At 57.3% G+C, this 13,651-nt stretch carries 12 protein-coding genes and 2 pseudogenes; 4 read left to right on the top strand and 10 right to left on the bottom strand.

All coding sequences use genetic code 11. From position 1 onward, the window contains the following. Positions 1 to 307 precede the first annotated feature (307 nt). Together FHT97_RS19620 and FHT97_RS19615 are read right to left on the bottom strand one after the other, a co-directional pair. Positions 308 to 571, bottom strand: coding sequence for a GreA/GreB family elongation factor (locus FHT97_RS19620; protein WP_246712689.1), 264 nt, complete (start codon positions 569 to 571; stop codon positions 308 to 310). 451 nt (positions 572 to 1,022) lie between these two features. After that, positions 1,023 to 1,349 (bottom strand): hypothetical protein, encoded by a 327-nt coding sequence (locus tag FHT97_RS19615; protein WP_183756078.1) that lies wholly within the window; start codon positions 1,347 to 1,349, stop codon positions 1,023 to 1,025. Between the two features lie 339 nt (positions 1,350 to 1,688). On the opposite strand from FHT97_RS19615, the gene FHT97_RS19610 reads away from it, so the two are divergent. The 3 genes and pseudogenes from FHT97_RS19610 to FHT97_RS19600 form a co-directional block, all read left to right on the top strand. Continuing rightward, a complete protein-coding gene (locus FHT97_RS19610; protein ID WP_183863971.1) occupies positions 1,689 to 2,486 on the top strand; it encodes a glycosyltransferase family 25 protein in 798 nt (265 codons plus the stop codon). A gap of 1,566 nt (positions 2,487 to 4,052) precedes the next feature. Then, positions 4,053 to 4,278, top strand: a pseudogene (locus tag FHT97_RS19605) (L-idonate 5-dehydrogenase); the annotation flags it as partial. An 81-nt stretch (positions 4,279 to 4,359) separates the two neighbouring features. Next, positions 4,360 to 4,586, top strand: a pseudogene (locus FHT97_RS19600) (NAD(P)-binding domain-containing protein); the annotation flags it as partial. 15 nt (positions 4,587 to 4,601) lie between these two features. Here FHT97_RS19600 and FHT97_RS19595 read toward each other — a convergent pair. The 7 genes from FHT97_RS19595 to ugpB all read right to left on the bottom strand — a co-directional run bounded on the left by FHT97_RS19595 (position 4,602) and on the right by ugpB (position 11,163). After that, the gene (locus FHT97_RS19595) at positions 4,602 to 5,387 is read right to left on the bottom strand and encodes an HAD-IIB family hydrolase (protein ID WP_183756194.1); all 786 of its coding nucleotides are present in this window, start codon (positions 5,385 to 5,387) and stop codon (positions 4,602 to 4,604) included. Continuing rightward, complete coding sequence (locus FHT97_RS19590; protein WP_183756076.1) at positions 5,384 to 6,157, bottom strand: DeoR/GlpR family DNA-binding transcription regulator; 774 nt, start codon at positions 6,155 to 6,157, stop codon at positions 5,384 to 5,386. The genes FHT97_RS19595 and FHT97_RS19590 overlap by 4 nt, the downstream gene beginning before the upstream one ends. 19 nt (positions 6,158 to 6,176) lie before the next feature. Beyond that, a complete protein-coding gene (locus FHT97_RS19585; RefSeq protein ID WP_183863970.1) occupies positions 6,177 to 6,926 on the bottom strand; it encodes a glycerophosphodiester phosphodiesterase family protein in 750 nt (249 codons plus the stop codon). Positions 6,927 to 6,958: 32 nt separating this feature from the next. Then, positions 6,959 to 8,020 (bottom strand): sn-glycerol-3-phosphate ABC transporter ATP-binding protein UgpC, encoded by a 1,062-nt coding sequence (gene ugpC, locus FHT97_RS19580; RefSeq protein ID WP_183863969.1) that lies wholly within the window; start codon positions 8,018 to 8,020, stop codon positions 6,959 to 6,961. 2 nt (positions 8,021 to 8,022) lie between these two features. After that, on the bottom strand, positions 8,023 to 8,871 hold the full coding sequence (gene ugpE, locus FHT97_RS19575; RefSeq protein WP_183756073.1) for a sn-glycerol-3-phosphate ABC transporter permease UgpE: 849 nt from the start codon (positions 8,869 to 8,871) through the stop codon (positions 8,023 to 8,025). A 13-nt stretch (positions 8,872 to 8,884) separates the two neighbouring features. Beyond that, positions 8,885 to 9,769, bottom strand: a complete 885-nt coding sequence (ugpA, locus tag FHT97_RS19570) for a sn-glycerol-3-phosphate ABC transporter permease UgpA (protein ID WP_183863968.1) — start codon at positions 9,767 to 9,769, stop codon at positions 8,885 to 8,887. Between the two features lie 65 nt (positions 9,770 to 9,834). Next, complete coding sequence (gene ugpB / locus FHT97_RS19565; RefSeq protein ID WP_183756071.1) at positions 9,835 to 11,163, bottom strand: sn-glycerol-3-phosphate ABC transporter substrate-binding protein UgpB; 1,329 nt, start codon at positions 11,161 to 11,163, stop codon at positions 9,835 to 9,837. Between the two features lie 305 nt (positions 11,164 to 11,468). Here ugpB and FHT97_RS19560 point away from each other — a divergent pair, with 305 nt between their 5' ends. Then, on the top strand, positions 11,469 to 11,927 hold the full coding sequence (locus FHT97_RS19560) for a hypothetical protein (RefSeq protein WP_183863967.1): 459 nt from the start codon (positions 11,469 to 11,471) through the stop codon (positions 11,925 to 11,927). 73 nt (positions 11,928 to 12,000) lie between these two features. Here FHT97_RS19560 and FHT97_RS19555 read toward each other — a convergent pair whose 3' ends face one another. After that, entirely contained in the window at positions 12,001 to 13,635 is a 1,635-nt protein-coding gene (locus FHT97_RS19555; protein WP_183756069.1) for an FGGY-family carbohydrate kinase, read from the bottom strand. Positions 13,636 to 13,651 lie beyond the last annotated feature (16 nt).

Raw genomic sequence — 13,651 nt, 5'->3', positions numbered from 1 at the left:
TCGTTCTTCCGTCCGGGGGAAGGACATGGAGGCCACAAGGTGTCGCGGAAACCCCCTTGTGGCCTCCCATTACCGCTTGGGGAACAGAGCGCCCAAATTCTTGCGGGCGCCCTACGGAAAGGTATGCTTTCGATTTTAGCGGCGCGGCGCCGGCTGGGCAACGAAACCGATTATAGTCTTGCGCGGGAGCTAACCCCCCTCTCAAAGATCTCTGACCCCTTGGCATTGAATTACGCGCCAGAAGGTGGTGGTGCTCGAACTGCGTTCAGTTCCCCCGGACAGGGCGGGAGATGCCGTCAAACCAAGATCATATCGCCTCTGCTTCTACCGCCTTCACCGTGAGGCGATGAACTTGCCCATCGCGAGCCAGCCAGTCGATCGATTGTCCTTTTGAAACTCCGATGAGGGCCGTTCCAATCGGGGTCAGTATCGAAACCTTGCCCTTTGCGATGTTCGCCTCTCCAGGAAAGAGAGCGTGACCGCACGGTCTTCGCCGAGGTCGCTCACCAATCGCAGCGTGGAACCCATGTAGACGACATCCGTGGCGATAGCCTCGTCGGACACGATGCAAGCGCGTTCGAGTTCGGAAAGCAATTCCCGGCAATATCAGTGCTTTTCGAGCTATGGGTCTCCGCGAGTTTTGACAATCGCGTGTGGTCGGTCTGTGTGAGGGTGATCGAGGATTGTCGAAGCGTCGTCTGGGACGCCATTTCCTACGTCCTAAAAGACCGTGCTGGCAGTAAGGAGCTTATGTCGCGTCAGTGGCAGCGCCAGATCCGTCACGCGGTGCGTTGCCGTCGCCCCGCGGCACGGCGCCACGCACCAAGCCGGGGCAGGATTCTGCGATCGGAAATGCTCGTTCAAGAACGAGATCGTGGCGCGGGATAGGCATGGTCGAAACATGCTGATCGCGGAGGGATTTCAAGTCTTGCGGGCGAGTGTCAGGCAATTGAAACCCGCCAACGTTCGGGCTGACGGGCTAAAAAGTCTCTTTGTCCCACGTCTGTCCCGTAGGACTGTGACTAGAAATTAAAGTACAGGCTCACGCCCGGCCTACGCTGGTAGGAGTAGTAGTCGCGATAGCCGTACCGGGGATATCCATACCGTGGATAGCCGGAATACCGATGACGGTAGCATGAGCCGTAATACCGGCAGTCGCGGTAGGCGTAATTCCGGTTCTTGTAGTGGCCATAAGCATAGCCATTCCCGTGGCCCTTGTGCCTGACAAGCTCGACATCGGTGGTGTGTAATGGCGCTGCTTTCGGCACCGCGATCGGCGCAGCGCTCAGCGGCAGGGCGAACGATGCAGCCAGGACCATGGCTGCGAGAGGTGAAAAAAGCGTCTTCATCGGGGCATCCTTTCAGGCAGTGAGTCTCGGTTACCAAGCATTAACCTGCGATGAACGGCTGCGCGCATGCCGCGGCAATGATTGCAGATATAGCGATTGAATTAAAAAGCCTGCGTGATGAACGCATCAAAGTCTCCTCCGGTACGAGTTACGCATCGCCTTTCATCACGATACAGGTGCTTCCTCCACGATGCAGCTCGTTCGTAGCTTCTCGAAGCTTTCAACTAGCTTTCAGCCTTCCTGACAGATAGCGACCTTACAAAAACGTAAGCAAGCGGACAGAGCAGGGAGATATTCGGTGGGCAAGGTCTGGCAGATGTGATCATCCCCGGGCCTTCAATGAACTACCTTCCCGAGCACGACAATCTAATCGCCCGCCAGGCGCTGCCGCAGCTGCGGACCTTTCTCATCAACCTCGATCGGGCGCCCGATCGCGGAAGGCGCATGACGTTTCTGATCAAAACCTTCGGGTTGAATTTCGAAAGGATTTCGGCCGTGGATGGAGCTGACCTTCGACTGCCGATTTCGGACTTCGATGAGCGCGGCTACCTCTTTCGGCACGGGCGAAGACCAAATCCATACGAAATCGGCTGTTACCTCAGTCATGTCGACTGCGCCCGGCGTCTCATTGCATCACCTGATGAACATGCCCTGATCCTCGAGAACGATCTCAATTTCGACCCGAATTTCATGGCCGTCCTGAAGGAGGTGCTGGCTAATCGAAACCAATGGGACATCGTCAGGCTTTCGACGGTCAACAAGGGAAGGAAGTTCCGGTTTCGCCGGCTGACCTCTCAACATTCGATGGCGATTTCACTGACACGGGAAAAGGGCGCTGGGGCGTACCTGGTAAATCGCCGCGCCGCGGCTTGGATCGTCGATCGCCTGATGCCGATGCGATTGCCATACGATCTGGCATTTGACATGGAACATCTGGTTGGTCTGAGGGCGTTTTTTGTTGATCCCCTGCCAGCCAGGCAGGACGCCGAGCCCAAATCTCAAATCCAGGAGAGACTATCACGCTACAAGCTGGGCTGGCGCAAGCCACCCACAGTGGTGCCGTATCGGGCAGGGGTCGAGATTGCGCGGTTTGTCATCAGGGCGCTTCGACTGTTCAGGTGCAAGGTGATCGCCTAAAATGCAGCCTGGTCATCCCGCATTTATCGCCTATCTCTCCCCGCAGACCACGAAGCGGCGGTCCGGTATTGAATACCACGTAGCCCGGGATGAATGACATGCGGGAACCAGCGCAGTTTAATGGCGATCGGGAGCGCACAGCCTATCAAGGCCGTCGAACGCCTATCTCAGCCAGGAACAAGGGCATCTCCGTCTGGTCCACTGTCGGCCTTGGTCTGCTCCTCGCCCTCGTCGTCCTGCTCGTTGCCAATTCATGGCGAGGAACTCCCACGGTCGCTCCGCTGAGATCGACGTTGTCCTCCAACTTGCCTGCTGCTCCAATTGCGGCTCTTGTGGGCGCGTAGGCAGCGCTCAAATCGAAACGCGGCCGAGTGCCTGTAGCCCTAATTCAAAACCGGCAGATGCCGATCCGTTTCGCTTTCAAAGCGCGATGCGAGGTGGGGAGCATAGCGAAGAACATCTGACCGAAGTCGAAGGAGAAAGGTCTTTGGCTTTCCCTTCCAGCATGAGGTCGAAATCAAGATGATCGATCGTGCGCACGAACGTGGAGAAAGGGAATGGGTTGCATGTGCCCGCTTGCCCGGTCATCAAGGGAGCACCAGCGACGCCTTAGAATGGTTATTAGAGGAGGCGTAAAATGTATATTAGGTGTGGCAAAAGACGTACACTAGGCCAAGGCAACGCTCGAATTTCCAACTTTCTAGCCTCGTCTTCGACCGCCTGCTGGGAATATCTCCATAGGTACCGCCGACATGAATGACCAGCACAGCTCACGACCGAGATCGCTGGTCAAGCATCTCTGTCTGACAGAAGTTGTCCACCTCGTCGTGACGATTTGCAAAACTAGTGCCCCGCGGTGTCACAGTATTGGCTGCGTCGCGTCCAACACCTTTGATCGTGTTTGCGCATGAGGCAAGGCTGAGCGTTAGTAGGCAAGTAGCGGCAAGCGCTGAAATGATCTTCATTTTTGAACGTCGAAGCAGGGCGAACGCGCCGCCTTTGCTCGTAATGAACTCGGACTCGTTTGTTCCCGCTTATTCCAAGCCTCGCGCTCGAACAAAATCCGCCTGCAGAAAAAGGCCCGGTGCTGGGAGCACCGAGCCCTTTGCGCGCTGGTTTCTCTGAGGGACGGATACCAGCTGACAATGCCGCTGTGAAAGCATTGCGAGCTTCAAACCATTCAGCTTAGGAAAGGTTCCCAGTCGATTCTACTTTAATGGCAAAGATTTGAATCGAAAGCCCGGCGGATCAGGTGACCAGCGCCGGGCCTTGAGCGGACCTGCATAGGGCGATGCTGATCCCGCAGCGTGTTTCAAAAATCGCTGCGTCCTGCAAACAAACGAGGTCGGGGAAAGTTCCCGACCGATTCATTCATTTATGCGACGCGCTGGCGATATTCTGGTCCTTTCCCACAGGCTGCCGAACCAGGCTCCCGAATGGACCGGCGACGGTCGAGTTTGAAGCGTCCGACGAGGCTTGCCAAAAGGGCAGCACCGGCAGCGAGGGCTTCACTGGTCGAACTCATGGTCTTCACCATGGCCGCATTGTGCTGCGTCATCTGATCGAGGGGGTGACGTCTCGATTCCGCAGAACATGGTCGTCGCCAAGGATCGAGATGAAGGGCACGTTCCGGTTCCATGAGGAGTTCGGCGTTGCGGTCGATCTCATCAATAGCCGGCGGGTCGATCTTAAGCCCCTGTTGAGCGGCATTTATCCGCTGACGGAAGCGGTTCAGGCTTTCGAAGCTGCCGGGGATCGGAGCAAATCGATGAAGGTACAGCTGGCCTTCTAGCCGGGCGATAGCGGACAGCTTTGGGGCGCCGCGTACTTGGCGGTGCATCCCGTCATTGCGAGAAACCAAAAAAGCGGATGTATCGCGGAGAAGGCAGAAATCGGGCTGATCGGCTTGCCGTCATGGGTTCTAACCTGGCGCTCAACATTGCGGAAAAAGGCAACAAGATTGCTGTCTTCAACCGCACGCCTGAGAAGACCGACGAATTCTACGAAAGCGCCGGTGATCTGAAGAAGCAGATCATTCCCTGCAAGACGATCGAAGAGTTCGTCGAGGCGATCCGCCCCCCGTGCCCGATCATCATCATTTCGCGAGGCCACATTCTATGCTTTCGCGCGCAAAAGTGTGGTCGCAATATCTCTGAACCCGAGGCCAGCCGGTTCCGACGAAACCCATCGTGGCTTATGCGGAAGTTTGTCCATTATGGGCAAAATGTTGCGCACGCCAAAAGAATTGCGGATGTAGCCGAACATGGGAGCGTCGTTGCGTGAATCACCAACGAAAGCCGTGACTGAAGGCGTCGTCAGGGGATCCACCGCAAAAGCTTCATTGAGCAATCGCTCGCTCATGGCTTTCTTGTCATAGTCTCCGATCCACGTATTGATATGAATGGAGCTGATGGCGACGGTCGCCGCCATCTGCCGAATCTGATCAGCCAGGATATCGACCTCCTCGTAGGGTACACCACCGATGTCGATGGCAACATCCGCCAGCCGGAATGCCTGATCATGGGCAATCCGAAATGGCGAGGGCGTGGATCTGATAATCTTCCCGATTGCTTCGAGATGTTCACGCTGGCGTCGCGCCTGCAGGGCGCCGTCTTCCCAATAGTCGAAGACGACCTCGCCATCTCGCCGGAAAACAGCAAAGGCTCCGCTCTCGCCGATGACCGCGGCCACCGGCCAGGCTCGAACGATGTGTTCGCACCAGCCAGCCGATCCTCCGGTGACGGGAATGATTGAAATCCCGGCGCGGTAGAGATCCCAGAGGGCTTGGTAAGTCTGTGGTAACAGCTGACCTTCTGTCGTCAGGGTATCGTCGATATCGGTGAACAGGTAACGCACATTGCGCAGGTCCGCCGGCGATGGGGCAGCGCCTATGAATGTCATGAATACTCCTCGCCGCACAACACGATGTCCATGCTGCTTGCCGCGCAAGCGGCGACAACACCTTGGTCGTCAGGCAGCCGGTCGGTGTAGAACCGGGTCAGTTTGTTGAAGGGGGCGACGCGCACCGAAGCGTTGCGCATCCACTTGCTGGCATCAGCTGCCAGGAAACAGCTCTTGGAATTTTCGATAATGGCGTTGGTGATCTGCGCTTCACTGTAACTGAAGTCCATCAGCCCATGAACGTGACTGAGGGCGCCGGCTCCAACGACGGCGTGCGTGGCATAGAACTTTTCGAAAAACCGGATGACGTCGGCGCCGACCACATCCCGGTCGTCATGGCGCAACAGCCCGCCAGTCAGGTGCACCTCGATGTTTGAGGCGTCGCAAAGGATAAGCGCGACATGGATATTGTTGGTAACGACCGTAAGGCCCTGGTGATCCCGCAACGCCTCGGCAACAAATTGGACGCTGCTGCCGATCCCAAGGAAGACTGTGGAATTCGGACCGATGTCGCTTGCAACGCGTCTCGCGATGCGCCTTTTGGCAGCGCTGTTGAGCTGAGCGCGTGCATTGACGGAGATGTTCCTTCCCTCGACGGGCACATCGACGCCACCATGAAAACGCCTGGCATAACCAAGGTCGCAAAGCGCGTTTATATCGCGCCGGATCGTTTGCGTCGTCAGGCCGAACCGACGCGCCAAATCCTCGATGAACTGCATCCCCTCGTTCTCGATGAGCGCGAGCATGTCGCGCTGTCTGCTCGATATCATTACCGCCCCCTGCACGCTTTCAAGTCAGGAAGAGACTTGGGTCGTCAGTAATGACACCTGTCAAGCCAGCACCCCAGAAAGGACGGAGAAGGTGTGGTGCGTTGCACGTCCATGCCCTGACCTTTATCTCGCGCCGACTTGCCTCCTCGAGGAACCCGAAGCTCAACGACTTGTAATTTAGATGGATCGTGTTTGCCGGGATAGAGGCCAGAACATCGGCCCAGTCACGCGGCAGTTCGCTCCACAGCATGGCGAGCTCGTAGTCTGGATCGAGCCGATGCATCGCTTTTAGCGCTTCGGCATCAAAGCTTGAAATGACGATTTCAGTATGGGGTGCGCGTTTTCTGAGGTGAGAATGGACGGTTTCCGTCAACTGCGCGAGCGATGTGTGGTGCGCGTGCTGCTTGATCTCGACGTTGAGATTGAGCCCGAGGTCGCCGAGACGTTCGATCGCGAGCGCCAGTGTTGGCAGCGCCTCTCCGCGGTAAGCTTCTGAAAACCACGAGCCGGCATCGATGCTTTCAATATCTGCGGCCACCATGTCACCGAGATTGCCGCGCGAGGAAGAGCATCGATCGACAGAAACGTCGTGAATGACGACAGCCGTTCCATCCTGCAGGAGTGCAACATCGAGCTCGACCCATTTGCAGCCCTGCTCAGCAGCGGCCCGGAAGGCTGCAATCGTATTCTCGGGAGCAACGGCCGAAGCGCCCCGATGTGCATGGACCTCGTTACGCGCCGGACCGATGCGCTGCTGGGAAATCGTCATGTTCTGGCTTTCTGTTGGCTGCTACATTCCGGTTATGATGCCGGTGCGACATCTGTTCGTTTGCCGGTTTCGCGGTTAAACGGATGCATGGCGCTGACACGGGCATAGACTGGAAATTTTGCCGCTTCAGCGACTTCTGGACGTCCGGGGACGCTGAGGATTGCGCTATGGCCGCGATCGCCGAGGCGCACGTGAAGATGGCTTTCTCCACCGATCGGCTCCAGAAGCTCGGCCGTCGCGTTGAGGCGGATTGACGGTTCGGCTGGCTCGACCAGCGACAGCTGATCGGGGCGCACGCCGACGATATCGGTCCCAGTGGGAAACTCAAAGCTATGTTGGCCGTTGGAGCCGGCGATGACCTCAATCGGCATCAGATTCATTGGTGGGGATCCGATGAAGCCAGCGACGAACAGGCTTGCAGGGCGGTCGTAGACTTCGACAGGCGAGCCTATTTGCTCGACGAGCCCGCCATTCATCACCACCAGCCGATCGGCGAGTGTCATTGCTTCAAGCTGATCGTGGGTGACGTAGATGCTCGTCGTCTTCAGCCGACGCTGGAGCCGGCGGATTTCGACACGCATCTGGACACGTAGCTTGGCGTCAAGGTTTGAGAGCGGCTCGTCGAACAGGAACGCTGCTGGCTCGCGCACGATCGCTCTGCCCATCGCGACGCGCTGCCTTTGACCTCCCGACAGCTCGCGTGGTCTTCGTTCAAGCATCGGCCCGATCTCGAGAATCTCGGCCGCCTCATGCACGCGTCGGTCAATTTCGGCCCGCGGCGTTCTCCTGTTTTTCAGCCCGTATTCCAGATTGCCGCGCACCGTCATATGCGGATAGAGCGCATAGTTCTGGAAGACCATTGCAATATCGCGCTCTGCAGGCTCGGCATTGTTGACGTTGCGACCGGCAATTTCGATTTTCCCGTCGCTGACCGTTTCCAAGCCCGCAATCATCCGAAGCAATGTAGACTTGCCGCAGCCAGATGGTCCGACGAGGACGATCAGTTCGCCATCGGCAACAGAAAGGGTGACGCCTTTGACGGCAGGTACGGAGCCGTAATTCTTCTTGAGGTCGACGATTTCGATCGTGGCCATTCTTACTTCTCCGTTTCAACCAGGCCTTTGACGAAAAGGCGTTGCATGGCGAGGATGACGAGGACGGGTGGCAGGGCAGCGAGGATGACCGCCGCCATGACGAGGTTCCAGCGGGGCTCTGCATCAGCAACCGCCGCCATGCGCTGGATGCCCATGACCACCGTGTAAAGGCTTGGATCGGTGGTGATCAAAAGTGGCCAGAGGTATTGGTTCCAACCAAGCACGAACAGAATGATGAAGAGCGCTGCGATGTTGGTCACCGAGAGGGGCAGAAGAATATCGCGAAAGAACTTCATCGGTCCGGCGCCATCGACGCGTGCGGCCTCCATCAGTTCTTCCGGCACGGTCAGAAAGAACTGGCGGAACAGGAACGTTGCTGTTGCCGAAGCAATCAACGGAATGATCAGTCCACCATAATTATTGAGGAGCCCTAGGTCGGCAACAACCTTGAAGGTCGGTACAATGCGCACCTCGACCGGGAGCATCAAGGTGATGAAGATCATCCAAAAGGCAAGGGTTCGGAATGGGAAACGGAAATAGACGATCGCAAATGCCGACAGGATGGAGATGACGATCTTCCCGACTGCGACACCAACGGCCATGACGAGTGAGTTGAGCATCATCGGCCCGATTGGCGGCGCGCCCGAACTCGTCATCCCGGCCGACAGCATCGTTGCATAGTTCTCGATAAGGTGGGGACCTGGAACAAGGGGCACGACGTCGGAAAGGAAGTCGGTGCCGCCATGGGTTGAGGCGATGAAAGCGACGTAGACAGGAAAAACGACGATGGCAACACCGACAATCAGAACAAGGTGGGCCAGGAGGTTCAGGAATGGACGGTTCTCAACCATGGGCGAAGCGCTTTCAATATTGGACACGCCGCTCGATGAAGCGGAACTGGATTGCCGTAAGGCCACAGACAATCAGCATCAGGATGACGGACTGGGCGGCCGAGGAGCCAAGGTTGAGGCCAACGAAGCCGTCGAAATAGACCTTGTAGACAAGGATCTCAGTTGCGCGTGCCGGACCGCCCTGTGTCGTTGCGTGGATGATCCCGAACGTGTCGAACATTGCGTAGACGATGTTGATGACCATCAGATAGAAGGTCGTCGGAGAAATGAGCGGGAAGACGATTGTCCAGAAGCGCTTGACGGGACCGGCTCCGTCGATTGCACCAGCCTCCTGCAGGGATCGCGGGACGGACTGCAAGCCCGCAAGGAAAAACAGGAAGTTATAGGAGATCTGCTTCCACGTGGCCGCAATGACAATGAGCACCATTGCATCGGTTGCGTTGACCAGATGGTTCCAGTTGATCCCGATTGCGCGCAGCATGTAAGCCACGATGCCGATCGATGGATTGAACATGAACCACCACAGGATGCCAGCAATCGCGGGTGCGACGGCATAAGGCCAGACCAGCAGCGTCGAGTAGGTCCGCGATCCCCGCAGAACGCGCATTGCGGCAACCGCCAGCAGCAGCGAGATCGACAGCGAAAGAAAGGTGACGAGCACGGCAAATACAATGGTATTGCCAAAGGCGCTTATGTAGATCGGGTCGGCAAACAGCTTTCGGTAGTTCGAGAACCACACGAAAGTGGTCTTGAAGCCAAATGCGTCATTACGCAAAAACGACTGCCAGAACGCAGTTCCGGCCGGCCAGAGAAAGAATACAATGGTTACCAGCATCTGCGGCGCAATCAACAGATAGGGCAGTACCTTGTTCGGAAAGACGGTTCGCTTGGTCTGCATGGTCCCCTCACGCAAGAACAGATGGCAAGGAGAGAGCCGGCTTGACCGGCTCTCGGCCTCGGGGACTATTCGTTGGCCGATTGGAAATCGCGCAGTTGCTCGTTGCCACGGCTAACCACCGAGTCCAGCGCTTCCTTGGCTGATTTCTTGCCGCCAAGAAGAGCTGCGAACTCGTCATCGATGATGCCGCGTACCTGCACGTAGTTACCGAAGCGGATACCCTTGGAATTTTCCGTCGGGGCGACCCGTGTCAGTTGCTTGATGCCAACGTCCGAACCAGGGTTCTTTTCATAATAGCCCTGGTCCTGGCCGAGCTTGTAGGCTGCTTCGGTAATGGGAAGGTAGCCGGAGAACTGGTGCCAGTCAGCCTGGACTTCGGGCTTCTGGAGATAGGTGTAGAACTTTGCCACTCCCTTGTACTCGTCTGCCGGTCTGCCTTGCAGGGTCCAGAGTGTTGCACCGCCGATGATGGAATTCATCGGTTCCTTGATCACGTCGTTGTAGTAGGGCAGGGGCGCGAAGCCGACCTTGAAGCTCTTGGCGTTGTTGACGACGCCCGCGCGCCCTGCCGAGGAGTTCATGTACATGGCGCATTCCTGCGAGTAGAACATCGGGGGAGCATTGTCACCGCCACCTGGTCCACCGTATTTGAAAAGGCCCTCGTCCTGCCACTTCTTGAGGTTGTCCCAGTGGTGCACCGTGAGGTCGTTGTTGAAGGTGAATTCGGCGTCCACTCCGCCGAACCCGTTGGCCTTCGTTGAATAAGGCTTGTCGTGCAGGGCGTTCAGATTTTCTGTCTGGATCCACGAGATCCACGCGCTGGTGAACCCGCATTTGGCAGCGCCTGACGTGACTATCTTCCGCGAGAAGGATTCGACGTCCGCCCACGTCTTTGGCGGGGTTTCCGGATCGAGGCCGGCTTTCTGAAAGACGTCCTTGTTGTAATACATGATTGGCGTCGAGGAATTAAAAGGCAAGGACAGCACGTTCCCGTCCGTATCGGAGTAGTAGCCGACTACCGGAGTGAGAAACTTGCTCTGATCCCAGGCTTCGCCCTGGTCCTTCATCAACTGGTAGATCGGGTAGATGGCGCCCTTTGCTGCCATCATCGTGCCCGTCCCGACTTCATAGACCTGTACGATTGCGGGTTGCTGGTTGGCTCTGAACGCCGCGATAGCGCCGGTCAGTGTTTCATCATAGGTGCCCTTGAAGACAGGCACGATTTCATAGTCGCTCTGCGAAGCATTGAAATTCTTGGCGATCTCTTCGAGCTTGGCGCCGTTTTCGCCTCCCATGGCATGCCACCACTGGATCTTGGTCGCCGCGGACGCAGCCTGCGACGCCAGAAGAACTGCCGCTACACCTGCGGACAGGAACAAAGCCGTCTTTTTCATGCTCACTCCCTTTTTGGTTCAGAGCCTCCCGCTCCAAACTTGTCCGGGACCGTATCAGGCAAAGTTCATTTTGCAAGAACAAATGTTCATATGAACATTTGTTCTGACCGTTCAGGGAAGGGATGCAGCGTGCCCGTTCGAGCGAGAGCGATAGGCCGAAGGTTTCGCCCGCCCCGACGTCAATTCGACTGTAAATTAGGTAAAGCTAATTAACTTTAAAACAAACAGAGAACGGCAGTGGAACATTAAAAGTTGCATTTGCTCTGATAGTATTGCAACTTCCTCTTCATCGAAGGTGGAGCGCGATGAGGTACCTGTTCCATAGCCATGTCAGAACCTCTCTCCTTGCCGTGGTCCTCTACGGCGTGATTGGTATTGCTCTTGTCCAGCCCGACCTGTCGACCGATGCGAAAGCCCTTATTGCGCTTGCAGTGCTTGGGGCGTTGTTGGCCCTTGCGATGCTCACGATGGAGCCCGGTGTCGTCGCGTCCCCTGAGCCCTCCGAAACCGTGTCGCCTGCGACACTCACCGCAAATGAGATTGCCACGCTTCTATGGCTGATGCGGCGAGGCAAACAGCGTTTCTCGGAAACATCCGAGAGCATATGGTCGATGCATCAGATGGGCGTTGTCGTCCGCCCATGGCAGGGATGCAACGCATGGATGGTCAGCAACGAGATATGGAACGAACGGGAAGACTTCATGTCCGCGAGGCTGCTGCTCTACACACCGGATAGGTTCCCCCAAGACGGCGCGTTCATATGAGCGACGACCTCGCCGGTCCCTGCCAGGTTAAAAACGCCTTTTTGTCTTTTCCCATCTCGGGTGACGAGATTGATCAGACGTCCCGCAGACCCTGTGCCAATCGCTGCAACTCCTTGAATGCACCATAGCGTCTTGCGTGAATATCAGCGACGCCTCCCGGGGAAGGAATGTACGTCTTGTCAACCGTCGTCAGCCTGTTCATGGCTTCGCGGACGTTGGCAAAACAGCCGCCTGCTACGGCTCCCAGGATCGCAGCCCCCAACAGGACCGGCTCTTCAGCCTTCGTCGCCACGACGGGCTTGCCGCTTGCGTCTGCGAGGAGCTGACGGACGAAGGCATGCTGGCCGGCGCCGCCGCTGATGACGACGTTTTCGAACTCAACACCAGCATCTGCCTGTGCATCGATGATCTGTCGCAGCCCGTATCCAATGCCGTAGAGGCCTGCGACATAGAACTGGACAAGATTATCGATGTCACGCTCCATTCCAAGTCCTGCTATGATCGCTCGGGCGTGCGGGTCGGCGAGTGGCGCGCGGTTTCCGAGAAACTCGGGCACGACATGCATGCCGGTTACAAGTGAGACCGCATCCGAGGGCGTTGCGGCCTTTTCGGCGGCAAGTTCGGCGAGCATGACGGGAAGCGCCATGCTCTTTGCCTTGGCAAGATCGGTTGCCTCGGCGGCGGCAGGATGGAAGGAAAGGAGCTGATCGATCGCTGCTCCGGCGGCACTTTGACCACCTTCGTTCAGCCACAGACCGGGTACCATCGCCGAGTAGTAGGGTCCCCACACTCCCTGCACGAAGGCCCGTTCGTTCGTCGATGTCATGGTACAGGATGAGGTGCCAAAGACGTAGGCGAGGTTTGAGGTCGGTCCGCCACCAAACCCGACCGTTCCGATCCCTCCGGCATGGGCGTCGATAAGACCGGCAGCGACTGCCGTACCCGGAACTAGCCCCAGTTCCTCGGCTGCAAGTGCAGTCAGTCCCTGGCCCAGAGCTGAGCCAGGCTCGACAATTGCCTGGCCGATGCGAGAAAATCCCTCGTCTGCAAGCGACCCCAGGCCGATGTCCTGGAAATAGCTAGCATCCCAACGGCTTTCGTGGGCTAGATATGTCCACTTGCAGGTGACCGTGCAGGTGGATCGGGAGAGATCGCCGGTCGCGCGCCAGGTCAGGAAATCCGCGAGGTCGAAGAATTGCCATGCCGCGTCGAACACCTGTGGCTTGTTCTCCTTAAGCCAGAGCAGCTTCGGCGTTTCCATTTCCGGCGAGATGCGGCCGCCAACGTAACGCAAGACCTGGTGACCGAGTTCGTTGATGCGTTCGGCCTGCGGCACTGCCCGGTGATCCATCCAGACGATGATGTTTCGATCGGGATCCTCGGACGGCCCGACGGGCAGGGGCGCACCCCCGTCTCCGAGCACCACGAGCGAGCAGGTCGCATCAAATCCCATGCCGACAACATTGGCTGGATCAATAGCTGCGATGCGAACGGCTTCGCGGACGGAATTGCAGACCGCCTGCCATATTTCGCTGGTTGACTGCTCCACGATTGAGCCCGCTTCACGGTAGAGGGTGATGTCCCTTTTGGCCGAGGATAGCATCTGTCCTGAAAGGTCGAACACCCCTGCGCGAGCGCTTCCGGTGCCAACGTCAACTCCGATGACGTAGCTGGCGTCGGTTGGCGGGATTTGGGTTAAGTCGCTCATGGTCTCTGGTGTCTCC

Source organism: Rhizobium sp. BK399, from assembly GCF_014194695.1.
Classification (GTDB): Bacteria; Pseudomonadota; Alphaproteobacteria; order Rhizobiales; family Rhizobiaceae; genus Rhizobium.
Note: the sequence above shows the minus strand (reverse complement) of the source record. Positions and strands in the feature narration are given on the sequence as shown.

Bases quoted from the DNA above. Each gene is read 5' to 3' on its own strand.
- FHT97_RS19615 (WP_183756078.1), bottom strand. From the start codon at position 1,349: ATGAAGACGCTTTTTTCACCTCTCGCAGCCATGGTCCTGGCTGCATCG.
- FHT97_RS19610 (WP_183863971.1), top strand. From the start codon at position 1,689: ATGAACTACCTTCCCGAGCACGACAATCTAATCGCCCGCCAGGCGCTG.
- FHT97_RS19595 (WP_183756194.1), bottom strand. From the start codon at position 5,387: ATGACATTCATAGGCGCTGCCCCATCGCCGGCGGACCTGCGCAATGTG.
- FHT97_RS19590 (WP_183756076.1), bottom strand. From the start codon at position 6,157: ATGATATCGAGCAGACAGCGCGACATGCTCGCGCTCATCGAGAACGAG.
- FHT97_RS19585 (WP_183863970.1), bottom strand. From the start codon at position 6,926: ATGACGATTTCCCAGCAGCGCATCGGTCCGGCGCGTAACGAGGTCCAT.
- ugpC (WP_183863969.1), bottom strand. From the start codon at position 8,020: ATGGCCACGATCGAAATCGTCGACCTCAAGAAGAATTACGGCTCCGTA.
- ugpE (WP_183756073.1), bottom strand. From the start codon at position 8,871: ATGGTTGAGAACCGTCCATTCCTGAACCTCCTGGCCCACCTTGTTCTG.
- ugpA (WP_183863968.1), bottom strand. From the start codon at position 9,769: ATGCAGACCAAGCGAACCGTCTTTCCGAACAAGGTACTGCCCTATCTG.
- ugpB (WP_183756071.1), bottom strand. From the start codon at position 11,163: ATGAAAAAGACGGCTTTGTTCCTGTCCGCAGGTGTAGCGGCAGTTCTT.
- FHT97_RS19560 (WP_183863967.1), top strand. From the start codon at position 11,469: ATGAGGTACCTGTTCCATAGCCATGTCAGAACCTCTCTCCTTGCCGTG.
- FHT97_RS19555 (WP_183756069.1), bottom strand. From the start codon at position 13,635: ATGAGCGACTTAACCCAAATCCCGCCAACCGACGCCAGCTACGTCATC.